Genomic DNA, 23,832 nt, shown 5'->3' on the forward strand with positions numbered 1-23,832 from the left:
AAGGGAGGAGGAGTTTTAAGTTGAATGACCAAGAAATTATTGAGAAGCATAAAATCTTAGACTCTATTTTACATCTGAATGATGGGTTTATGTGGCAAGATGTATTACGAGCTTTTGGTGGATTTATCGTTTCAGCGCTTAGTTGGTTTAATCGAACAATAGAGACGATTGTCACGAAGTTTATAACGTTAAACGATTTTTATAAGACAGGAGCAGTTGGAGCGTTTATGGACAATGCACGACCATTTATTTGGGTCGTGTTTTTTGTTGCACTTGTTGTTCTTGGTTTCCAGTTTATGTTTAATAAAATTGAGAAGCGAAATGAAGTGTTATTAAATATTGTCATGGCGCTTTGCTTTATCGTGATTATTCCTGATTTAATGTCTAATATACAAAAGATTGTTGGAGCAGGCATTGAAGAGATTAAGCCAAAAAATGAATCTTTAGCGAGTAATATGATCAAAAGTAATGTTGCCGATCTTCTTTACTATGCTGAAAAAAACTTTGAATTTGCTAATGGTACAAGCCGAGGGGATGCCAATACTCCCCCTAGACCATTTAATAAAGATAATAATACAGGGACACCAGATTACACATTTGCGAATCGCCTTTCAGCAACGCACGATCTGAAAATTCCATACACACAAAAACTTGATTTACACGATGATGATGGATGGATATTTAAGGCAGATTGGGTAAAGGGATTAAGTAAATCTTCAAAAGATGTATTAAGTCATAAATCAGTCCCAACGGGTGTAGGGAAAGGTTATCAAGTAGAGGAGTTAGCAAAAAATAAAATAAGAGGGACTGAAATAGGAAGGGAAACTTATTATCGCTATCACGTGAACTGGTTTACTTTAATTATGACCTTACTTATTACAAATTTTGCGCTAGCTATTACAGCTATTAAAATTGGACGATCTATTTTTGATTTAGCATTTCATCAAATTTTTGGTGTGTTTATTGCAGCTTCTGATTTGACAGGTGGACAACGGACTAAAAAAGTTCTTATTGAAATTCTAAACACCTTTGTAGTCATGGCTGTAATGATTGCTTTAATTCAATTGTTTATTCTTTTTGTTACGTGGGCAAATTCTTGGCGCTATGAAGTAGGAACTTTAGGAGTAATAATCCTCTTGATTGCTGGTGCTTGGGCATTGATTGATGCACCAGATATTGTACAACGTCAATTAGGAATTGATGCTGGCTTACGCAATGGCTGGCAAGCAATGATGGGAGCATATGCTGCTAGTAAAGTTGCATCTGGAGGAGCAAAAGCACTTGGTGGCGCAGGGATGAAATCTGCTGCAACAGCAGGTGGTGGCGCAAACTTTATGCGTCGTATGGTACAAGGGATGCGAACACAAGCCCAAACACCAATTTCTTCGTCTTCATCTACACAAACTGGTCAAAGAGGTGCAAGTGGTGTTCCTAAAGTACCAAGTAGCCAAAATGGTGGAACAGGGGGACAATCAACAACAGGGCAACAACAGGGAAATTCGGGTGTTGGACCAACTTCACAAGGTTCGCAAGCAATGCCTACATCTAATAATAATACAGGGAATGCAGGAGATTCTGCGCAAGGTACAACACAGGCTGCACAGAATAATACCAACACTTCTGTGGCAACAGTACCAGCTACTCCAACTAATCAAGGAGCATCTGAAGGAACTAAAGAACAAAATGGTCAAGGGAGTTTATCTAGTCAGCAGAGGGCAGAACAAAGAGCACAAAGAAGAAATCAATCTTCAGACGCTACTAAAGGGCAAACAAGCAATCAAAGTGCCAATACAGTACCATCAAAACAAGTAAATGGAGATCAGCAAACAGCAATCCCTGCTAATGATACACCAATAAATAAGACAGATGTAAAAGAAATGCCAACACAAGATAGCTCACAAAATATAGGGCAAAAAGGAGGTACAGAGATACCATCAAGTGGAGCAGTCTCACAGGGGAATCAAAATACAATAAGCCCATCTGAAGGAACGCCGAATAGCCAACAGCAAAAGGTTGCTGAAATTCCATCAAATAAAACAGGAGGACAAGTTGCTCAAGGAGGTAATACACCAACTTCAGCACAGAATAGTGTTGCTGATACCAAAGGCCATAAAGAAACAGCAGCTACTATACCAACAAACGAAAGTGGTCCATCTAATAATCAAGTAGATATACCTGCTATACCAACTAACCAAAGTACAAGTACTGTTCAACAACCAACAAATGCACCAGCTGTAAACAATGAATCAACACAGTCCATTCCTTCCGAAACATCAACGGGTGGTACTAATCAGGAGCAAAGACAAAATAGACGTCAGCAACATATGGCACAACGTGCTACTAATCAACTAAATGTAGCACAGCAAACTCCACATGGGCAATCGAATCAAGCACCATTTGGACATAAACAAGCTGTGCATAAAAATACGATTATAGGGGGAAATCGTAATGTGCAAAAATTGAAAGAACAAGTAACAAGAGCAGGAAATTCAGGCTTTACGCTGGGGCAAAATATTCGCCGTGCAACAAATGTCTTTAATAAGAAAGATAAAAAAGACGAAGGGGGCAATAAATAATGTATGAGATTCCAAAGGAAATTAAATCTAAGCCTAAATTATTTGGTTTGGAAATCAAGGAGCTAATCATAGTTGTGATTAGCTTCTTTTTATTTTTTACAATTTTACGTGATCTGGTTCATGGTGTATTAGTTGTTCCATATATGCTTGTCGCAAGTTTTACATTGTTGTGGTTTGTAATGCCTTCTGGTAACAATCCGCGAAAAAAAAACTATCAATCAATTTTCTTATATTTTAAGCATAAACAACGTTCTAGCTATCATGCATTAGATATTCAAAAAATAATGAATGAGCAGAATAAGCATTTATTTGAGGATGGTGAGACTTCAAATGAGCGAAGATATTAAGCCAATTATTGTACCTTCTTATACAGAGGAAAAAGGTACTAAAAAGAAATTCTTCCGTTTTGAAAACCGTAAAAAGAAGAAGGCGAAAAAGCAAGTTAAAAAACAGTACGTATTGCGTAAAACACCTGAATTAGTGCCTTTTTTAAAATATGGAGCTAACGAAAACATTGTGATGAAAAATGATCTACACATGGATTTGTTTCAGATTACACCAAAGGACTTGCAATCTTTAACGGATGAGGAACTGGAAATGCATGTCTTACTTGAAGCACGTTTTAATCGTAGTACAACTGCTGGATATAAAATCATTGCATTAAACTTCCCATCAAATATGGAAAAGCAGCGACAATACTGGCTACGCAAAAAGGAGCGAGCTACAAGTCCATTACAAGTACGTTTCATTGATAGAAAAATTTTTGAATTTAACTTTTTAGAGCAAGAAAGACCGAATCGTGAATTTTTCTTATTTCTATATGCACCATCTGAACAATTGTTAGAAGATTTAAAAAATCAAGCGATTCGTGGGATGCGTCAGACATTTCCGTTGCAGAAATTAACTGTAGATAAAAAACAAGATGTTTTATTTTTGCTAAATAACCCGAACTCAAAATTGTAATTGTGAAAGGAGATACTACATGCTTGCTAAGCTTATTCCACCTCGGTTTAGAGGTGTAGAGAAAGAATCAGTAGAAGAGAAAGAAAAGATAGCAGCTAAAAATAAGAACTATGATCCACTTTTTTTAGCTGCTATTCAGCCACAAGGTGGGGTGCAACCAAAAGATAAATATATCCAAAAAGGTGATGGCTATGAGGCTTGTATTCATATTTGGGATTATCCAACCAAAGTGTCTCCGCTTTGGTTAGAAAAGTTATTTTCAATGCGTGAAGTAATTGTTGTAGAAGACGTGGTGACTATGCCACGTGATGAAACGGTTAGTGCAATCAATAAATCGATGTTGGAACAAACAATGCGTTATTCAAATAGTAAAAAACAGTCGCAAAAAATGGATGCTGAAAATAGTTTCCAAGAATTAGAGCGACTTTACCATGAAATTGCCCAAATGGGCGAGGTAGTGAAGCTTGTTGATATTCGTTTATATGTTCATGCAAAGACCATACATGAACTTGAGCAAAAAGTTCAACTTGTTGAAACAGACTTACGTTCCTATGGATTCAAAGGTACGATTTTCTTAAATGAAACAACTTGGGAATGGCAATCTCTATTCCTTCCTTATGAAGAGCAACAAAAGCTCCCTAACCAAAGAGAAGGTAAAGGGATGCAAGGATTAACATTAGCAGCAGGACTACCCTATCATTTTTCAGAATTAAATGATCCAACAGGGAGCTACTTAGGAACCACATTTTCAGGAGGAAATGTGGTTTTTGATCTTTTTCATAAAGATAAACAGCGACGTTTTTATAATGCAGTTGTCGCAGGGTTGATGGGTGCAGGTAAATCTACATTATTAAAAAAGTTGACTGTTGATAATGCCTGTCGACAAAATATTATTCGTGGATTTGATGTGGTTGGGGAATTTGAAACGGTAGTTAGTGAACTTGGTGGTCACATGATTAGTTTAGATGGTAGTCAAGGGATTTTAAATCCCTTACAAATCTATCGTCAAGAAGATGGCTCTAAAGAAAAATCAAAGCAAAAAAGTGAAGAGCTTTGTTTTATGCAACATCTGTCAAAAGTCGCTAAATTTTATCAATTTATAGCTAGTCAACCATCTGCTGAAGATTTAGAAGAGTTCAAAAAAGTAACACGTACTTTTTATGGATCACTAGGATTTCTGGAACGTATTCAGCAAGGTGAAAGTGTTACAGACTTATCAAATGAATCTTACCCTATTTTTAGTGATTTATTAAACTTCGTGCAACAAGAACTATATGAAGATGTAGAGCGCCGTCTTATTCGAACAGAATTGTCAATTGCTCGTGCAAACCGATTAGAACGAATTGAATTGATTCTTGATAATGTTGTACACACATATGGCTATTTATTTAATGGCCATACTTCTATCCCTGATTTTACAGATGAACAAGTGATTATGTTTTCTGTACGCCGATTGACGAACTTAGAAAAGAATATTTTCAATGCACAGATGTTTAATGCATTTACATTGATTTGGGATAATCTGATTTCAATTGGTGCACCCCAAATGCGAGCAATGTATGAGGATGCGAATTTTAACTTCGATGATGCGATTCGATTTTTTGTAGTCATCGATGAATCACATCGATTTATTAATGCTGACAATCCGTTGGCTGTAGATTTCGTAGTTGATTATGAAAGGGAAGCGCGAAAATATCTTGGTGGTATCGTGTTAGCCAGTCAATCTATTCGAGATTATGTACCTGAACATGCGAATGATGAAGTTGTATCGAAGATAAAGAAGTTGTTTGAATTAACACAATATAAATTTATCATGCAACAAGATGCCAATGCTTTAGATGCAATACGTACCATTTTCGAAGGTCAGATTTCTGAAAGTGAGTTGGCTCAAATACCACAGCTTCAGCAAGGTGATTGCTTCTTATCTATCAGTGGTGTAGGGAACTTAATGTTTACAGTTGAAGCATCCGATGAAGAAATTGCGTTGTTTAGAGGAGGTATGTAAATGAATCGTACAATGATGTTCAAATTTCTTTTATTGTTATTTATTGGGCTAGTGCTGTTAGCTCTAGTTTTTTATAATCGATTTTTTAATGGAAGAGAGAACAGCGATTTTGAGGTGGGGACAGGCTATATTCATATGGAGTCTAATACAACAGAAAGAACTAATTCCCATGAAAATGAGAAGAAAGAAGAGGTTCAAATTGTAGAAACAAATGATGAAAAAAAAGATACTAAAGTGTTAGAGATTAACCCAGATATGGGGAGTTCGAAGTCGACTAAAGAGTTTGATTATGAAACAATTGTTCAGCAGCGGACAGGTAAAGCAGCATATAAATCCATTTTACAAAATGCAGAACAAGCGATGAATTTACTTGTGTCTGGTGACCTGCAAGGGTGGGAAGAAATCGCTACATCAAACTTAATAGATAAAATATCTGAAGGGGAAATTCAATTATCTTATTACACAAAGGTTGATTCATTAGAAGTATTTCCTACCAAACAAGTTAATGAAAAAGACGTCATCATAGGTTCGATGATTAGTGCTGAAGATGATGTGAAATCGTATCAGTTGATCTTTGTGGAGGTGCAGGGAGTTTATTTAATAGATGAAATTGTTCTCATGTGGAGCAATTAAACAAAGAAGTCTTTGTATAAAACGAAGGCTTCTTTTTTGTGAGGTGAAAGGGTGTTTTGAGGCATATTGGAGACTTAATAAAAAAGAAGTTGCTATTGTGGGTAGTCAGCACAATAGGAGTGAGTGGAGTAGTTTTTATTGGGTTTGCTCTTTGTATCATGATGGTTATTTTAATGATTATGGTTGGTGGTGGAGGTAAGTTTGCATGTGCACAATTTCAAATTGGGAACATATCACCCCATGTGAAAAAATACGAATATCTTGTTTCAAAGTATGCAGAAGAGTTAAACATTGAAGAGTATACACCTCTCATTCTCGCTATTATGCAGCAAGAATCTGGAGGCAATCCAAATGAGCGTGATCCTATGCAATCTTCTGAAAGTTTATGTGGTTATATAGGATGTATCACTAATCCAAAGCAGTCAATTCAGCAAGGTGTTCATCATTTTAATCAAGTGCTACAGAGCGCAAGTGGAGATATTTTTTTAGCTATTCAATCTTATAATTTCGGATCGGGTTTTATTGAGTTTGTAAGAGATGAACGAGGAATAGATGCTGTATGGGAATTTAATGTTGAATTTGAGGATGAGAAAGAATATGACGAATTTTATGTTGAACCTGAAAATCCGAAAGCAACATATGATTTGGCGATTGAATATTCACAAATTCAATATAGAATACAGGTTTTTCTAGGGAATGGACATTTATTTAAATGTTCGAGATCAGAAGCGAAAATGTATGGCGCATGTTATGGTGACATTCTCTATGTTTGGGCTGTTTTAAATTACGTAGAACAAGTTGAAGGATGTGGAGAAGAGCTACCAAAAGGAGGAATAGGTTCAGGAATTCCGAATGCTCAAGGCTGGGTTAAACCACTAGCAGGTAACTATCCACTAACATCAGGCTTTGGTTGGCGAGACATAGGGGCTGGACCAGAGTTTCATAAAGGTGTTGACTTTGGTGCTCCCACTGGAACATCTGTCTATGCAGCGAAAGAAGGTGTTGTCATTTATGTTGTCCCAGCATCAGGACCATATCCAGACTCATTCGGTAGTGTAATTTTCGTTGATCATGGTGGAGGAGTTGTTTCAATTTATGCGCATTTAAGTGCAACTCATGTACATGTTGGGCAAACAGTTGATCAAAACCAACAAATTGGTAGTGTAGGCATGACAGGTCGCTCAACAGGACCACATTTACACTTTGAAGTTAGAGTAAATGGTCAATCAGTAAATCCATTACCATTGATACAATAACTGCAAAGGAGCTTGAAGTGTATTGAAAAATAAATTAAATAGAGGACTAGAAAATTTCGTATATAAAGTTTTTTTAAGTTTACTAGCTGTCAGTGCTATTCTATTTTTTACATCGAAATGGTGGCTGTATGATGATGATCCAATCAATCAAACTCCATTTAATCAGGATGTTGCAGGATTAGATCAAACCACGCTAGTGTTAAAAAAGTGGCATTATAACCCTGAGAAAAATTTAATGGAGATAATGCTCGAAACAAAACATACAGGTACAGATAATGTCCAACCAACCTTTGCTTTTGCTGCAAAAGCTTCTCAAACACTGGACCCGTATCCTGTGAAAATTGTTTATCAAAAAGAGAATCAATTTGTACTACATGTAGAACAAGTACAAGCAGATTATCAGCTAGTAGGTGTTTTCATTAAAGAGTTTCGTAATCCTAAAATACTTGAAAGTGCCACGAGAGATCAGCTTTTAGCTGAAGGAAAAGTGGTAAGTGATGAAGCAATAAGCCAGAATATGCCGAAGCCTAAAGAAAAAGTCATTGTGGGAGATTATCGTAAAGTTGAAGTTGATACATCACTAAAAGAAAAGACACCAGCTGGTTATCAGGAAGAATTTGTTTTACTAGAAATTGAACAGTTGGATAAACAAGTTCAATCAATTAAGCAAAAGCAATTACCTTTACAAGATGAAATAATTGCATCAATTAATCATGAAATTGACCAACTTGAAAGTGAGATGATTTACAAAACGGACGAGGAAAAGCTAGAAGTGCAACAACAAATTGCTAAGAAAAAATCTGCGATTGAAGATGTTCATGAGAAGCAAAAACAATATGAACAACGAGTACAAGCGTTGCAACAAAAGCGTGAGAAATTACTCGAAAAAATCGAGAAAATACGTAATGAAAAATGAGCAAAAGTATAAAATGAAGCAGCTGCACCTAGCAAAAAATATATAGGAAGTATATAGAATGGAAATTATTTTATATAGGAAGTATATAGATTCTTGCTTTTTTATGGGGACACCGAAATACTAGGCTCTGCCTAGTCTAGCACCCCAAGTGCTAGCAGATTTCCCTTATGCTCTTTCTCTCATTCCCCTGTTTTACAGGGGAATTTCTATTATTAATTCATCACTCAAATATGATGGGAGGATGATGGATGGCTGAAATGAAAGTACGTGGGATTGATCCTGCAATTAAAAAGAAAATTAACAGCATGGCTAAGCAAAAAAATATGTCGGAAAATGCATTTGTTTGTGCACATCTTGAGCGCATAGCATTACAGGAAAATGTATTTCAGGAAGAAAAAAATCGTATCAAGGAAACGTTGCTTATCCATGCGAACGCTTTCGCTGCATTTGCAAAATCAAATGAAGAGTTACAACAAAAAGTAGGGGCTATGGAAAATTTATTAATCAAAATTATAAGTGAGGAAGGGGAGCTTTAATTGGGGATATATTAATTCGTGATGTTGATGAAATTGCTATAAGTAAATTAGATCAAGCTGCTAAAAAAGCGAAGGTGTCCAGACAAGTGTTTTTAAAAAATGTACTTGAACGACATGCCTATCATGAAGCATTTATTGAAGAACAGTTGCACATTGAAAAGGTTGTACGAGAATCGCAACAACAAATGACAGACTACTTACAACAGCAGCGTGATCTCTATCAAAAAATTGTACGTATTGAATCAATCCTTCAAGCTTTATTTAATGTGGATGATGAAGAATTAAATAGTCAGTTAGATAAAATAATCGGAAAGGAATTAACAAATGGCGAAGAGTGAGGAACTGAAAAAGAAACAAAAAAACTTGTCATTACGACCAGACATAATAAGCAAAATTTCGCTTATTGCTAAGGAAAGAAATTTAAAATATGATGCTGACGTAGTGGAATATTTAGTGTCATCATATTTTGAGAATCAAACGGAAGAAAGACAGACTCTATTAGCTGAAATAGATGGTCTAATCCAGAATCGTTTATTAGAAGCAGTTGTGGAAGATGTAAAACGAATGCGTGTCATTCTGAATGTGATTGATCGTGATAATAAAATGATGATGGAGTTTTGGAATCATTATTTCATTATGACGGGGGCAAAATCGTTAGGATCAACGGAAAAGCTTATCAGTGTACCAATGCAAGAAGCTAACCAACTTGTGCGAGAACGAATTGCACATAGTCGACAAAAGAAGTTGGACCAAGAATTGAAAAGAAGTGTACCTAATAACCAAAATCACTAAGGAAGTGAGGCTATATGACAACAGGTGTTGTTTTAAAAAGTCAATTTGTGATGTCAGGTAGTGATGAATTTAAAGAATATATTAATTACATTGATCGTGAAGCTGCAAAAGTAAAAGAGATGTTGTCATTCAATGAAGATGAATCATTTTCTGTCTTTTATCGCTACATGGAATACATGGGAGATGAAGAAAAGCAAGGTTCTCTTTTTACCAAAGACACCGATTTTGCTAATCAGCAACATAAAGATGACTTGAAACAATTATTCGAGCTTGCACAAAAAAATGGCTCTCCACTTTGGCAAGATGTCGTTAGCTTTGATAATAGCTGGTTACAAAAATTTGGAGTCATGGATGCTACTAATGGACAAGTAGATGAAGTTAGATTGAAAAATATCATTAGAGTGTCAGTCGAAGAAATGTTGAAAGCTGAGCATATGTCAGATAGTGCTGTATGGTCAGCTTCAATTCATTATAATACAGACAACATACATGTTCATATTGCAACTGTGGAGCCTGTACCTACTCGTAAAAAAGCATGGATTAAAAATGAAGAAACAGGACATTGGGAAGAGCAATATAGAGCGAAGCGCAAACAAAGTTCACTTGATAAAATGAAATCAAAAGTAGCAAATTTAATCATGGATCGTACTGAGGAACTTAATTTAATCACAGATTTAATTCGCGGTAGTGTAAAGCTAAAAAAGGAACAAGAAATTGATTTATCCAATTTTCACAAAACAAAAAAATTATTTCAAAAGGCACTTCGTAATTTACCTGAAGATCGTTCACAATGGCGATATGGTTATCAATCCATTGATAAGGCTAGACCATATATTGATAAAATCGTAGATGTATATTTAGAACATTATTATAAAGATGAAATGAATGAGCTTCATCGTCTACTGGATGAGGAGGCAGAAGTCATGAAAGAGAAGTATGGTGAAGGTAGCCGATATCAAAATTACAAACAAACCAAATTAGACGATTTGAAAAAGCGCATGGGGAATGCAGTTTTAACTGAATTGCGAGTGTATGACAAAGAAAGGACCAAACAATTATATGGCAACAGAAAATCATATCATAGAAGCCGAGGGACAATTTTTAAACAACGCTATGAAAAAGCTTCTACATTGAATTATGCAATAAATAACTTGAGTTATCGATTGCGAAAAACCTTCCATGATTATCAAAGGGATCGTAATATAGAGGAGTTTGATCGTATGTTAGATGGATATGATCGTTGATTAATTCAGAAGAAATTTGTTGATAAAGAGAACTTATCTATTTAGAGATAGGTTCTTTTTTTATTAAAGGTAAGCAGGCTTGAAAATCGTATTCAAGCCCACCAATGAAATGAAGAAACGTATGTTCTTCAAAAAAATTATATTACATTAGGAGGAAAAAAGAAATGGAAATTAAAAAAAATACGATTTATAACATGGATTGTTTAGAAGGTATGAAGCACATACCTGACAAATCAATCGATATGATTTTATGTGATTTACCATATGGGACTACAAATTGTGCATGGGACAGCATTATTCCATTTGATCTGTTATGGGCTGAATATGAACGCATTATTAAAGACAATGGAGCCATTGTCTTAACAGCAAGTCAACCCTTTACAAGTAAGCTGGTGATGTCGAATCCGAAACTATTTCGCTATGAGTGGATATGGAAAAAAGGCAAGCATACTACAGGCTTTCAAAATGCCAACCGTATGCCACTAAAAAACCATGAGGCTGTACTCGTTTTTTATAAAAAATTGCCTACGTACAATCCACAAGGTGTACAACATATTAAACCTGTATTAATTAAAAACTCTCCCAAAATGAAAGTGCTGGGGGATCGAAATGTAACATTGAGTAAACCACATGTCGTGAAGAAAAAGAATTTCCCTAAATCGGTGATTGATTTTCCTCGCGACAGCAAAACATTTCATCCAACACAAAAACCTTTGAGTTTGTGGAAATATTTAATGTTAACTTATACGAATGAAGGGGATACAGTTTTGGACACTTGTGCAGGAGGGTTAACTACAGCTGTAGCTGGTGATGATACAAAACGAAATTGGATTTGTTTTGAAATAGAAACACCATTTTGTCTACAGGGGAAAGATCGTGTTAATGAAAATAGATTAATTTTGGGCTTGCCACCTGTTGAAATTTACCCAAATATATAATTTGCAATTTTTATAAAAGAATTCATCTCATTATGGGGAAGTTCTTTTTTCAGTTAGATAATAAATAGAGTAGTCCATTTAGAAATTAGATAAAAAGAACTTATCTTTTGAGGTAAGTTCTTTTTTTATACAAATGATTAGGAGGAATGAAGCAATGAAAAATACAATCTTCGCTTTTATTAAAGAACTAGATAGACATGGAGTGTTACTTCAAGCAAATGGAGAAGAGGTGAATGTAGCATTAACAGAAGAAAATCGGCAGTTTATTTTTGAGGCGATTGAGCAAGGTACATATATTGTACCTTTTAATAAAGCTAATCAAGAAATAGTGATGGACCTTTCATCTCTACACTATCCAGAAATGGGGAGTCCAGCATTAAAGGATGCTGATTATGTGTCAGCGAGTAATTGAAGAAATAGCTAACAATGTTTTTTAGTTGCGGTTTAAAAAATAAAAGGAGAGGATTTTATGGCAACTACAAACAAAAAATATATAGCAAAAACAGCAGAAGAAAAGCAAAGAGAGATTGATGAATTATCCAATCGTATGACAGAACAAATTAGTCATTATTTTGTTTCAGAAGCTACTTTAAAAGAGCATTTAGCTTTTATGTCAAATTTCTATTCATATTCCTTGCGTAATATGGCATTGATTCAAAGTCAGTTTGCAGGAGCGAAGGCAGTTGGTTCATTTAATTTTTGGAAAGATAAGGGGGTATCTGTCAAGAAAGGAGAAAAAGGAATTCAATTGTTTGTTCCTACACCTGTCGAGTATTTCCAACGAGATGGAGGATGGGTACGAGTTCAATCTGCCAATATGGTTGAAAAGGCACAAATACAAAATGGTACGCTTGAAACACAAAAGAAGTTATTTTTCAAAATTGGTCATGTATTTGAATATACACAAACGGATGCAAGAGAAAAAAATATGCCGATTTCTGAAATTTTTGCTCAGTATCATCAAGAAGGCGTAATGGAAAATGAAAAAGAAATGTCAGAAGCATTGCATAAGATTGCTGAGAAACTAGAATTCGAGATACTTCCAGAACCTATTGAGGAATTAGGAGTAGCCAAAGGAGCTGCATACCCTTATTTAAAGAAAATTGCGCTCAATCCTCGAAATACAGCTTATGAAAATGTAACAACGTTACTTCATGAATTAGCTCATGCAAAATTACACACACCAGATGTGCGAGATAGTTTTACAAAGGCTGAACGTGAATTTCAAGCTGAAATGGTGGCTTATGTAGTGGCAAATAGATATGGTATCGATACTGAAGATTTTAGTCTATCTTATTTAGCTGGCTGGACACAACAAGGAAAAAATATAGAAGACAAAGTAATGTTATTAAATGGGGTAAGAGAGGCTGCACATGAATTTATTGAAATCATTGATGGTCATCTTCAAGAAATAGAGCTTTCTAAAGGGAACGTTCTTAATCAATCAACAGAAGCCTTGCACCATGAACAGCAAGACGAGTTAGTGAATAGTATCTATTATCCAATTGATGAGGAAGCTGCACGCAGAGCAAAAGAAGCAAACAGCTTTTCTGATTATAATGAAGGGAGCGCCACTGCAAATTATCGACAAGCAGTTGATGCAGCGGTTAAAATTGCGGAAAAACAAAAAGCAGAAGTCGATTCTTCTTTTCATGAGAAGATAGATATTTTACTTGATACTTACTCTCGTAAATTGGCGCAAAATCTTAATAACCGTTATGTAATTGATGCGCGAGTACCTTCTTTAATGATTGTAGGTGGAGGGAATTTTCCAACAAGGAAAAAAGAAAAGCAGAATGCTGCAAGGGATAAAAATATGGAAGAATGGCGGGAAATTCAAGGATTACTTGATAAAATTCAAAGTACAGGCAGAGGAGGAATCAGTGCAGACGATCCTGAAGCCATTCACAAGCTTGAAGCGAAACTAACATCTTTAGTAAAATTGCAAGAAACTATGAAAGCAACTAATGCATACTATCGTAAGCATAAGACAATGGATGGTTGCCCTCATTTACCAAAGTCAGAGGTTGAAAATTTGAAAGTAGCTATGGAAAGTAATTGGAGAAGTGATCCGAAACCATTTGAAGCATTTCAATTGTCCAACAACAATGCAGAGATTCGAAGATTAAAGGAACGTATTCAAACTTTAAAAGAAAATAAGGAAAAAGATTATGCTGGCTGGTCTTTTGAGGGAGGCAAAGTTGAAGCAAATAAAGAAGAAAATCGTCTCCAAATTTTCTTTGATGATAAACCAAATGAACAAACACGCACCGATTTAAAAAGTCGTGGTTTTCGTTGGTCGTCTAAAAACGGCGCATGGCAACGTCAATTGACAGATAATGCAGTACATGCTGTGAGGAAGATAGCATCTTTGCAACCAATAGTTGAGGGGCAGGCACAAAATAAAGGTCAAGGAGCTGTACATGAGCCTAGCTGGTTGTTAGTTCGATATGGTGCATTGTCTGAAGCAAAATTACATGTGATTTCTGAAAATGATTTGAAAAATGAAGTGATTACTTTGGTACAAAATCAAATCGAAGAATGGGAACAGATGGCAAAGGAAAATAATTGGGGGCTTTCGCCTAGTGTTGATCGATGGAAAAATTATCATGAAAAACTACTTTCTTTTTCACAGGTGGATGAAGTGTTTGTTCAATTTGTCAGTGAAACATTCCAAGATGATTTCACACTAATTCCTAAATTTGCTGTTCAGACACCACAAATTTTGATTCAATGGTCAGAAGAAAGTGCTTTAAGATCAAATGAATTGATGGAATTTGCCAAAGGAAATCTGCGGATGTCACAGCTAGAAAAAGAAATTCATTATAGAGAAAAGCAGTATAGTTATTGCAAAACGCGTTACCATGTGTTGATACCAAATGAAAACGGGGAGATAGATTTAGTAAATCCTGATCGATGGGATTTAGGTTGTGGTGATTATAAAAGTGTGTATGATCAGTTGCTTGCTGAAAAGAAATTAACTCCTACACAACATAACCAACTGTTAGAGACAATGGCGGTCTATGAGGAAATCAAGCCAAAAGAAGCAAAAGTAAAAAAGATTGTAGGCAATGAACGTTAGAAGTTGGTTGGATATTTTGGTATAATGGCATTAAGAAAATCCTGTGGAGGTGTTTTGTGATGGCAAAACAAAAATATGAGGATATGAGCATTGAAGAGCTAAAGCAAGCTATTGGAAAAATAGAAGGTAAAATGGGGTACACACCAAGAAAGCTTGAAACAAGCAAAGATGGTGCATTATTACTTGATCCGAATAATCCTCATGATCGGGAATGGTTTGATAATGATGAGGATTATAATTTTTAAATAAAATAGCAAAATAATAAAGAAGAATTCATCTTTAGAAGATGGATTCTTTTTTTGTTGAAAGGAAGGTTTCCTGAATGAATGAAGAAAAAGAAAAACCAATCCAGCTGCAAGAGAATGATACCTACCAAGATGGGGATATATTTTATGCATATGTTCATTTTGCAGAGGATGTCGAACAAGGGAAAGAAAGACCCATTGTTGCAATGAAAGATCAAGATACTGACACTTGGAAAGCGTTCAAAATAACAAGCCAGATTGGAAAAAAGCTAAATCATAAATATGGCTATTTAATGGAGGATTGGGCAGAATCAGGTTTAACAAAGCCTTCCATTATTAAATGTGATCGCGAAAGTATTTATAATATTGATCCGAATAATATTATCAAAAAAATTGGCGATCTAACAGAACAAGATTTGAAGGGACTCTTAATGAAAATTGTTACAGTTCGTGAAATTGAATATCGTCGTGAACGTCAAAAAATAAATGAAGCCGAACGATAGGACAAGCCAAAAATGGAGAGTCCGTTTCTATTCAAATAATGAAAGGACTGAGCTTCGATATGTCATTAAATGATGAATTATATCCATATCTCGTTACGGTGAAAAATCCCCCAGAACAAAGAGGAGAATTTGAAATAGCAGAAATTGTTATAAAGAACTGTATTAATAACAAAAAGTATATCTATACAGTTTGGGGAGACGATGAAACACTTGATGATCCTTTGAGTTTAGGCGGAACTTATATATTTTGCCATGATCTACGGAAATTTATATTGACTGATCAGGCATTTCAACATTGTAGTAAAAGCGAATTAGCTGACATATTAGAAGATGAGATTAGTGACTATCCATTAGAAAGTTTTATCGATGTGGACCAATCTCTGTTACACCTTTTGAGAGGCGAAAGTGAATTTTCAATTGAGGTTGATCATATTAACCCTGATTTTATTCACTACCTACTTGTTGAAAGAGAAATTGTTGAAATGACTTACCAAGTATATAATGGTGAGCTGACAAATAAGGAATTACACGAATTTGCTCAATTAGTTAGCTATATCAAAAGAGAATTTGATTTTCCACCGAATGCTTTTAGTTATTTACGAGAACCTATAAGTAAAATTTTAAAAGAAGAGAAGGCCAGCAATCCTGAACGAGATTTTTTAAAGCAAGCTCTTATAGTTTTACAATTAGATGATTTGATACAAAAATCTGAGATGAAAGTGAAAAAATGCTCAAACTTAGAGCGGTAACAATAAAAAAGAGGGAATCGCCAATCTTGGTGATTCCTTTTTTTTAAAAAATTTGATGATGGGTGGTTATAAAAATGAAAGTAGTCATTGTATGTGAAAAACCTTCACAGGCTCGAAATATTGGTAATACGTTAGGAATTGAAGGTAAGCATGAGAATTATTTAGAAATTAAGAAATCAGAGCTATTGCCATACGGTGCTATTCTTGTATGGACTGTAGGTCACTTAGTATCTTTAAAAATGCCCCAAGAATATGATCCAAAATATGAAACATGGAATTTAGAAGATTTACCAATTAAGCCAGCAAAATATGAGTATAAAATCGAAAATAGCACGCGCGATTTATTCCAAACAATTAAATATCAGTTGGCTGAAGCTGACACAATCATTAATGCAACCGATGCTGGGATTGAAGGGACACATATCTTTTTCTCCATTCTTGAAACTGCAAATATTAATATTGCAAATAAGACATTAAAACGCCTGTGGATTTCCTCTGAAGAGAAAAGTGAGGTATTACAGGGCTTCCGTAATTTAGAACCAATTGAGAAGGATTTATTACGGTTTGAACGTGGAAAAACAAGGGCTATTAGTGATTGGTATTTAGGCATAAATGCCAGTCGTTACGCAACGCTAAAAGTAAAAGAAAAAACGCCAAATGCTCCCAAAATTGCGATAGGACGAAATATGCAAGTAGTTTTATCAATGGTTTACCAGCGACAAAATGAAATTGCAAATTTTGTGTCTAAGCCCTTCTACGAATTAGATGCGAACTTTTTTAGTGAGCAAGGCGAATATAAAGGGAAATCAAAATTAAAATTTGATACAAAAGAAGATTTCAACAAATTTATCGCAGAAAATAATCTTGTCTTATCTGAAAATTTAGGAGCTAAAGTTTCAGAAGTGACCAAAGTAATAAAATCGCAGTATGCACCCACTTTATTAAGTCTTTCATCACTTCAAAAGCTTGCATTCAAAAAATTTAAATACAGCCCTGAAAAGACATTGAAAATTGCACAAACTCTTTACGAAAAACGTGTTTTGTCATATCCACGTACAGATAGTAAATACATCAGTGAAAATGAGTATGAATATTTAAAAGATTTAGTAGGCGATTTGAAAAACTTACTCAACATTGATTTTGAGCCGATTTTTAAGCCAATAAAAAAACATGTTGATGCTTCAAAGGTAACAGATCATTATGCACTCTTACCGACTCGTAAAATAGCAAATGTTGCTGAATTATCAGCTGAGGAAAGAAATATTTATTTAGAGGTTATCAAAAGTGCCACAGCATTGTTTATGCCTACTTATCAATATGAAGAAACAAAAATTATTACAACTATTCACGATATTCCATTCTACACAACGGGTCGTATCGAAAAGGTACGAGGTTGGAAAGAGATTTTAGATGAGGCAGATACAAAAGACACCATTTTGCCAAATGTTTTTGAAGAGCAAGAAGTACAAAGTGTCCTAATAGAAAATGAGGGATGTACACAACCTCCTAAAGCCTACAACGAGGGGGACATGATTGAATTAATGGAATACGCTGGGCGAACACTTGATGATGAAGCCTTTAGTGAGGAACGAGAAATATTATCAGAGATAAAAGGGATCGGAACAGCAGCCACACGAAGTGGTACAATTGAAAAATTATTTTCAAACGGTTATTTAGATTTAACTGATAAAAAAATTGTTTATGTGACAGCTGTAGGAAGTTCAATTTGCAAGTTAGTAGAAGGTACTAGCTTAGTTAGCCCTGTGATAACAGCAGAATGGGAAAAATCTTTGAAGGACATAGAAAATGGGATTTTAAAAGGGGAGGAATTTATTATGACAATCGAAAAAGAAGTGACAGAAATTAATGGAAAAATCACTGAAAATCTTGAAACAACTGAATTTAAAGCCAAAGATGCGGATGCACCAACTTGTCCAAAATGTAAAAAAGGCAAGGTTATAAATAAAGGAAAAGTATTTGGATGTACACAATATAACGAGACAGGGTGCGATTTTTCTATTTTTACAATGGTTGCTAAAAAAGCTCTTACGGATCAACAGGTACTTGATTTAATCAAAAAAGGGCAGACAGGTGTTATCAAAGGTTTTAAATCAAAAACCGACAAAGACTTTGCAGCGATTTTAAAATTAAACGCAGAGTGGGACTTAGAATTTATTTTCCCTGATCTTCCAGCATGTCCAAAGTGTAAAAAAGGGAATGTAGTTGATAAAGGAAAGTTAGTAGGTTGTTCCCAATACAATGAAACAGGTTGTGACTTCTCTATTTTTAAAAATATTGCTGGTAAAACACTTTCAGACAAGCAAATTCTTGATTTAATTGAAAAAGGGGAAACAGCGTTGATAAAGGGGTTTAAATCAAAAACAGATAAAGAATTTGCAGCGATTTTAAAATTAAAAACGGATGGTACAATAGAATTGGTCTTCCCTCAAAATGCTACATGTCCAAAATGTAAAAAAGGGGAAGTAGTTGATAAAGGGAAATTGATTGGCTGCACCCATTATGCTAAAACAGGCTGTAGTTTTTCAATATTCAAAGTAATTTGTGAGAAGGAGCTTACAGAAAAGCATTTAACCGATCTAGTGACGAAAGGTAAAACAGGGAAGATAAAGGGCTTTGTAAGTAAGAAGTCAAGAAAAGAATTTGAAGCAAAGTTGATCTTGAATAAAGATTTCCAAGTTGAATTTGATTTTAGTTAATATTTGATAATCTAGTAGCTTCAGTTATTAAATAAGAATAACCTGCTTTCCGTCTTGTGTAGAGGGTGGATATGGATTACACATAATCATTTATATAATAAATCGTTTGAAAAAAAGAAATATGGAACTACTTGAACATATGGCACTATTCAATAATACATTAGAATTTGAAAAGTCGCTGAGACACAGAGTAATTTGCAAAATCGAGTTTCTGAATGAACGTTTGACTTTTTAGTCATGTGCGATATAATTTATAATATATAAAGATTATATAAAGATTATAAAAAGAAAAACCGTTTAGTGCGCCAACACTAAACAGTTTTAGTAACAAACATCGCTTTAAAAGCGGTTAACTAGGTTTGATTAAAAAGTAGCCATCTGTTCTCTTCTGACATGAGAAAGTATAGGATGGCTAATTTTTTTTTGAAAAATTGTATGATAAAGTAATCACAGAAACAATTAATATACCAAAAGTTAACGCGATTGTTAAAGATTCATATACAGTCATGTGCAACATCTCCTTTCCTCTCACAAACCAATGTGAAATAATTTGAATGGAGATTGTTAACCACTAGAAAAGTTTAACTGTTTGTTGCACCCTATTATAGCATTTAAAATTCTAAGAAAACAACTCTTGCATTTTTTTTATTTTAGTGAAAATTGAAAGTGTAAATTAAAACAGGTACTTATGTACTAAGTACCTGTCAAAGATATATTTTTCATATGGTTTATGATAAGTTGCTCAACTTGTGCTTTTAGCCCTTGCTTTGCGTAATGTAATATTAAATCATTTCCAACTGTAGCCACTTTTACGTCAATAAAATATTCGTCAATGGGATACCATGCAATTACTTTAATCTTATGAAACTTCAATTGGTGTTTAAATTGAAAATATTTTTTACGTAAGTCTTTTAATAATATATTTAGTGTAGGTAATAAAACTGATTTCATTTTACATTGTTCCAAATATTTTTGGTCATGTTGTAAAGATTTAATAGCAAGATCAAGTAATAAATAGTTATGCAAAAGATCACGTTGTTCAAAATTAATCATAAAAATCAACTTCTAAACGAGCGAATTGAATATTTTGGAATAGTATTTTCTTTGATTTATTAGTTGTTTCAAGGATTAATCCTGTAGCATTAACCATTTTTATGATACCAACCCATTGCTCAAAGTTATCATTTTCCCATATCAACAATTCCACAGTCACTTTAAATTTATAAGCATTTTCTATCGTTTGTTGTAATTCTTCAAGTTCCCACTCAACTAACTCTCTAGGTTCTTGTTTTTTTTCTTGCTTTAATTGCTTAATTTGGGCTAGGTGCTCAGGTAACATCATAGATGTCCACTTTATATTTCCTCGGTCACGTATCAAAAAAATCACTCCTATGCTAAATGTCCACCAAGTAAAATATTTCGCTTGATAGCTGTACCAGATGCGGTATATGAAGCAGCTCTCATAATAGAGGTAGTGCCATATTTCGCACGAATTGCATCCATTGTAGGACCTAAGAGTTGACGTTTTAATTTATTTTCATCGAATAAGTCCAGTTGGATGCTACGTTCACGTTCTAAATTTGTGACTCGGACTGATAATTGACGAGCTGGTTCACCAGCAAAATGCTCATCTAGCAGTTCAGTACATACCCTAAACATTACCATCGTTTCGTTCGTTGGTATAGGAATGGTCTTTGAACGGTAGAAGCTTTTGGTCATTGCCTGTCGGCTATACGATACACCCAAGCTAATTGTACGAGCTGTGAACCCAGCTTCTCTTGTGCGACGCATAACATCTTCGCACATCTCTAGCAATACGACAGAAATTTCCTTCCTTGTTGGGTAATCTCGCATGAGCATTTGCCCTTGACTAAAACTAATTTGTCCTTTTGTGAGGATTGGCTCTCCAATTGTTGACAAATCAATTCCCCAAGCGTGATGGTAGAGTTGATTGCCGATTATTCCGAATTCTTCCTCTAGTTCTTTTAAGTCAGTATTTGCTATTCCACCGACAGTGTGTATACCCATTTTATTTAGCCTTGATTCTATTTGTTTTCCGATACCCCACATTTTTGATAAGGGATTTACGGACCACAATTTTGTTGGAATATCCTCATAACTCCATTTGGCGAAACCTGTTTTTTTAGACTCTAAATCCAGTGCTAGCTTTGCTATTAACATATTCGGTCCCATACCAACAGCACTCGGAATACGAAATTGATCCATAATAGCTTTTTGTATTTCTTTTGCTATTTCTTCTGGTGCGCCCCATAATTTTTCAGTACCTGTTAGATCGACAAAACTTTCATCGACACTATACACATGAATATTTTCCAATGGTACATAATTGGCTATTAATTTTGTAATCATCATAGACATTTCAATAAAAAAATTCATTTTCGGTTCGAAAAGTCGAATTTCTGGATGATTAGGTATTTCATAACGTCTATTGCCTGTTTTTATATGAAACCTTTCTTTCATCATAGGTGATGCAGCTAACACCACACTACCAGACTGTTTTAAATTGGCTACGACTGCAATTGGAGTAGACATGATGTCAAGTCCATGCAACATTGCCATACAACTGGCATAAAAAGATTTTGCATCTATACAGATGATGGGGCGCTGAGGCATTAAAGTGTAATCCATCTTGTATCACTCCTAATAAAAAGAACACTTGTTTGTATATATTATACGCACAAACGTTCTTTTTTAACAATGGTAATTAATAGAATACTACCTAATTCAATACTTTAGATTAAAACGAAAAATCAAATCCATCTAACTGATCCTTAATTGATAACTCATTTTTTACTTCTTCTTGTTCTTCAGATAAAAGATGGATTCCAAGATCAGCGAATGCTTCAGCATCTATTTGTGTAGCATCTTCTTGAATGGTTTGAATGGTTGCTGCTGTAAATTGTAATTCTTTATTCTCCTTCATATATTGCTGGTATTCTTCAACCAATCCTTTTTCTAATCGTTCTGGAAGGACTTTCGCTTTATAAAAAGTATAAACTGTTACATTTTCATTATTGCTTTCTTCTATATAACCTGAGAATACAGTTCCTGAAATTGGTAGCATTTCATGTAATTCTTCAACTGCATTTTCGATAAAAGCGCCATTCCCGAAATCTTTTGAGCGATCAATAATCGCTAATAATCCAGCATGATGTACTTGACTTACTTCGCCTTCTTTATTGATAAGATTTACATTTCCATGCAGATGACTTTTTGATAGAGCTGTCTTGAATAATTTTGTTATATCTGCATGTGAGTTTAAGAGTGCAGTAGGTACTTCTTGTTTCCCGATAATTAAGCAACCTTGATGTTCCCACCAAGCACGTTTTAAATCTTGACTATCTAAGACTAAACTTGTACCACCTATGTTTGCAGCTGTGTTAATATGGTGAATTGTTTTAGCAATTTCTTTATTGGCATAATCCCTAAAATTGTCTAATTCATTTTTCTTGCTTTGAGGTAGTTTTGTAAACTGCTCATAGAAAAATTGATTATCGGGGAATTTCACCCATGCAACACTTTTTGTTACATCATTTGCTAACGACCAAATTTCTTGCGCAAATTTATTGACCTGTCGTAATACATCAGGACCATCTTTACGAAGTGGAATACATGCGACAATACCAAGTTTGCGGAAGTTCTCTGAAGCAATTTGGAAGGCACGTTGATGAAATTCATTTTTCTTCTCTTTGTATGTTTCTTCACTGAATTGCTCAATCATGGCTTTTAATACTTGCTCGATTTTAGGCTTGTTGTAATGATTATGGAAATCTTGAATAGCCTGAATAATGGTTGCTGTACCTGTACCACCACCTAGCCCAGCAAAGAAAATGACATGTTGGTCATCTGTATTCAGTTGTTTTGTAATAAAGTGATTCATTTTTGATTTAGCTTGATCATCTGTTTTTAGAATTTTCATAGCTTTTTCAGGATTTTTCCCTAAGCCACCTAACTCTAGCGATATTCGGTTTTTTGGATCAATGAATTTCAATCCTTTTAAATCACCATCATTAGAATTTAATGCAAAACAGTGATAGGTTTGTTGTCCTTTAGCTGTATGGAATTTGGCTAGTTCGTCAACGATACGGGAGCCAGCTTGTCCAAAGCCTACCATTGTCATGTCCATTGCAGGTTGATTAAATGTAAGATTTTTTGTCATATGAGTTCCTCCTAGTTTTTAGCTTGCATTTTCTTTTGGATATAGATAGCTATTTGTGCGCCACGATCAGTCAATCGTATATATTTGTGAGGCTTTTGAATCTCAAAAGTAATAAGAGAAGCATACACAAGACGATCCACCACTCGCTCTGCACGTTTACGATCAATATAGACTTCCTCAACAATATAGCTTTTTATATTACCTTTTCCGTTTTTCTGTCCAACTGGACGGGGGATTTTAATATTTTCGGAAAGGGTTTTAATGTGTACTTTAGTTTTATTTTGTTCACATTGAGCGATATAAAATAAGATTTTGATGTTTAGGATATCTTGCTCTAATATTTCAGAAAAAAGACTAACTTGTTCATTTGTAAAAGCGATATTGTCCATAAAACCCTCCATTTCATAAGGTAACCAAATGTGGTTACTATATGTGGTTACCATATATAAAGTTTTGACTTTAAAAATTGAATTACACTAGAAATAACAAGTATTTTG

The 23,832-nt window shown here is 34.8% G+C and carries 24 protein-coding genes; 18 read left to right on the forward strand and 6 right to left on the reverse strand.

The window, feature by feature from the left end; translation table 11 throughout:
• Positions 1–20 precede the first annotated feature (20 nt).
• The 18 genes from M3Z76_RS01365 to M3Z76_RS01450 all read left to right on the forward strand — a co-directional run bounded on the left by M3Z76_RS01365 (position 21) and on the right by M3Z76_RS01450 (position 19,155).
• Positions 21–2,576, forward strand: a complete 2,556-nt coding sequence (locus tag M3Z76_RS01365) for a pLS20_p028 family conjugation system transmembrane protein (RefSeq protein WP_293919864.1) — start codon at positions 21–23, stop codon at positions 2,574–2,576.
• Positions 2,576–2,923 (forward strand): DUF5592 family protein, encoded by a 348-nt coding sequence (locus tag M3Z76_RS01370; RefSeq protein WP_293919863.1) that lies wholly within the window; start codon positions 2,576–2,578, stop codon positions 2,921–2,923. The genes M3Z76_RS01365 and M3Z76_RS01370 overlap by 1 nt, the downstream gene beginning before the upstream one ends.
• Entirely contained in the window at positions 2,907–3,539 is a 633-nt protein-coding gene (locus M3Z76_RS01375; RefSeq protein ID WP_293919862.1) for a hypothetical protein, read from the forward strand. The genes M3Z76_RS01370 and M3Z76_RS01375 overlap by 17 nt, the downstream gene beginning before the upstream one ends.
• A gap of 19 nt (positions 3,540–3,558) precedes the next feature.
• Positions 3,559–5,544 (forward strand): VirB4 family type IV secretion system protein, encoded by a 1,986-nt coding sequence (locus tag M3Z76_RS01380; protein WP_293919860.1) that lies wholly within the window; start codon positions 3,559–3,561, stop codon positions 5,542–5,544.
• Positions 5,545–6,177 carry a hypothetical protein gene (locus M3Z76_RS01385; protein ID WP_293919858.1) on the forward strand — a complete coding sequence of 211 codons (633 nt, stop codon included), beginning with the start codon at positions 5,545–5,547 and terminating at the stop codon, positions 6,175–6,177.
• 56 nt (positions 6,178–6,233) lie between these two features.
• Positions 6,234–7,433, forward strand: a complete 1,200-nt coding sequence (locus M3Z76_RS01390) for a lysozyme family protein (protein WP_293919856.1) — start codon at positions 6,234–6,236, stop codon at positions 7,431–7,433.
• A 22-nt stretch (positions 7,434–7,455) separates the two neighbouring features.
• Positions 7,456–8,349: a hypothetical protein gene (locus M3Z76_RS01395; protein WP_293919854.1), complete on the forward strand. Its 894-nt coding sequence runs from the start codon at positions 7,456–7,458 to the stop codon at positions 8,347–8,349.
• Between the two features lie 248 nt (positions 8,350–8,597).
• Positions 8,598–8,885, forward strand: a complete 288-nt coding sequence (locus M3Z76_RS01400) for a hypothetical protein (protein ID WP_293919853.1) — start codon at positions 8,598–8,600, stop codon at positions 8,883–8,885.
• Positions 8,886–8,971: 86 nt separating this feature from the next.
• Complete coding sequence (locus tag M3Z76_RS01405; protein WP_293919851.1) at positions 8,972–9,223, forward strand: hypothetical protein; 252 nt, start codon at positions 8,972–8,974, stop codon at positions 9,221–9,223.
• Positions 9,210–9,677, forward strand: a complete 468-nt coding sequence (locus M3Z76_RS01410; protein ID WP_293919849.1) for a hypothetical protein — start codon at positions 9,210–9,212, stop codon at positions 9,675–9,677. Before M3Z76_RS01405 ends, M3Z76_RS01410 begins: the two co-directional genes overlap by 14 nt.
• 14 nt (positions 9,678–9,691) lie before the next feature.
• Positions 9,692–10,921: a MobP2 family relaxase gene (gene mobP2 / locus M3Z76_RS01415; RefSeq protein ID WP_293919848.1), complete on the forward strand. Its 1,230-nt coding sequence runs from the start codon at positions 9,692–9,694 to the stop codon at positions 10,919–10,921.
• A 164-nt stretch (positions 10,922–11,085) separates the two neighbouring features.
• The gene (locus M3Z76_RS01420; RefSeq protein ID WP_293919847.1) at positions 11,086–11,859 is read left to right on the forward strand and encodes a DNA-methyltransferase; all 774 of its coding nucleotides are present in this window, start codon (positions 11,086–11,088) and stop codon (positions 11,857–11,859) included.
• 154 nt (positions 11,860–12,013) lie between these two features.
• The gene (locus M3Z76_RS01425; RefSeq protein ID WP_293919845.1) at positions 12,014–12,271 is read left to right on the forward strand and encodes a hypothetical protein; all 258 of its coding nucleotides are present in this window, start codon (positions 12,014–12,016) and stop codon (positions 12,269–12,271) included.
• A 57-nt stretch (positions 12,272–12,328) separates the two neighbouring features.
• Entirely contained in the window at positions 12,329–14,941 is a 2,613-nt protein-coding gene (locus tag M3Z76_RS01430) for an LPD25 domain-containing protein (protein WP_293919843.1), read from the forward strand.
• Positions 14,942–15,000: 59 nt separating this feature from the next.
• Positions 15,001–15,186, forward strand: a complete 186-nt coding sequence (locus M3Z76_RS01435) for a hypothetical protein (RefSeq protein ID WP_293919842.1) — start codon at positions 15,001–15,003, stop codon at positions 15,184–15,186.
• Between the two features lie 77 nt (positions 15,187–15,263).
• The gene (locus M3Z76_RS01440; protein WP_293919840.1) at positions 15,264–15,689 is read left to right on the forward strand and encodes a type II toxin-antitoxin system PemK/MazF family toxin; all 426 of its coding nucleotides are present in this window, start codon (positions 15,264–15,266) and stop codon (positions 15,687–15,689) included.
• 59 nt (positions 15,690–15,748) lie between these two features.
• A complete protein-coding gene (locus M3Z76_RS01445) occupies positions 15,749–16,438 on the forward strand; it encodes a hypothetical protein (RefSeq protein ID WP_293919839.1) in 690 nt (229 codons plus the stop codon).
• Between the two features lie 74 nt (positions 16,439–16,512).
• Complete coding sequence (locus M3Z76_RS01450) at positions 16,513–19,155, forward strand: type IA DNA topoisomerase (RefSeq protein ID WP_293919838.1); 2,643 nt, start codon at positions 16,513–16,515, stop codon at positions 19,153–19,155.
• Between the two features lie 412 nt (positions 19,156–19,567).
• Here the strand turns inward: M3Z76_RS01450 and M3Z76_RS19750 are convergent, their stop codons facing one another.
• The 6 genes from M3Z76_RS19750 to M3Z76_RS01475 all read right to left on the reverse strand — a co-directional run bounded on the left by M3Z76_RS19750 (position 19,568) and on the right by M3Z76_RS01475 (position 23,724).
• Positions 19,568–19,672 (reverse strand): putative holin-like toxin, encoded by a 105-nt coding sequence (locus M3Z76_RS19750; protein WP_363320658.1) that lies wholly within the window; start codon positions 19,670–19,672, stop codon positions 19,568–19,570.
• A 176-nt stretch (positions 19,673–19,848) separates the two neighbouring features.
• Entirely contained in the window at positions 19,849–20,208 is a 360-nt protein-coding gene (locus M3Z76_RS01455; RefSeq protein WP_293919837.1) for a YhjD family protein, read from the reverse strand.
• Positions 20,201–20,497 (reverse strand): YolD-like family protein, encoded by a 297-nt coding sequence (locus M3Z76_RS01460; protein WP_293919835.1) that lies wholly within the window; start codon positions 20,495–20,497, stop codon positions 20,201–20,203. Before M3Z76_RS01460 ends, M3Z76_RS01455 begins: the two co-directional genes overlap by 8 nt.
• A gap of 47 nt (positions 20,498–20,544) precedes the next feature.
• Positions 20,545–21,804 carry a Y-family DNA polymerase gene (locus M3Z76_RS01465; protein WP_293919834.1) on the reverse strand — a complete coding sequence of 420 codons (1,260 nt, stop codon included), beginning with the start codon at positions 21,802–21,804 and terminating at the stop codon, positions 20,545–20,547.
• 109 nt (positions 21,805–21,913) lie between these two features.
• Positions 21,914–23,335 carry an FtsZ/tubulin family protein gene (locus tag M3Z76_RS01470; protein WP_293919832.1) on the reverse strand — a complete coding sequence of 474 codons (1,422 nt, stop codon included), beginning with the start codon at positions 23,333–23,335 and terminating at the stop codon, positions 21,914–21,916.
• 11 nt (positions 23,336–23,346) lie between these two features.
• Positions 23,347–23,724, reverse strand: a complete 378-nt coding sequence (locus tag M3Z76_RS01475) for a hypothetical protein (protein WP_293919831.1) — start codon at positions 23,722–23,724, stop codon at positions 23,347–23,349.
• Between the last annotated feature and the right edge of the window lie 108 nt (positions 23,725–23,832).

The organism is Metasolibacillus sp., assembly GCF_025291715.1.
GTDB classification, from domain to species: Bacteria; Bacillota; Bacilli; order Bacillales_A; family Planococcaceae; genus Metasolibacillus; species Metasolibacillus louembei.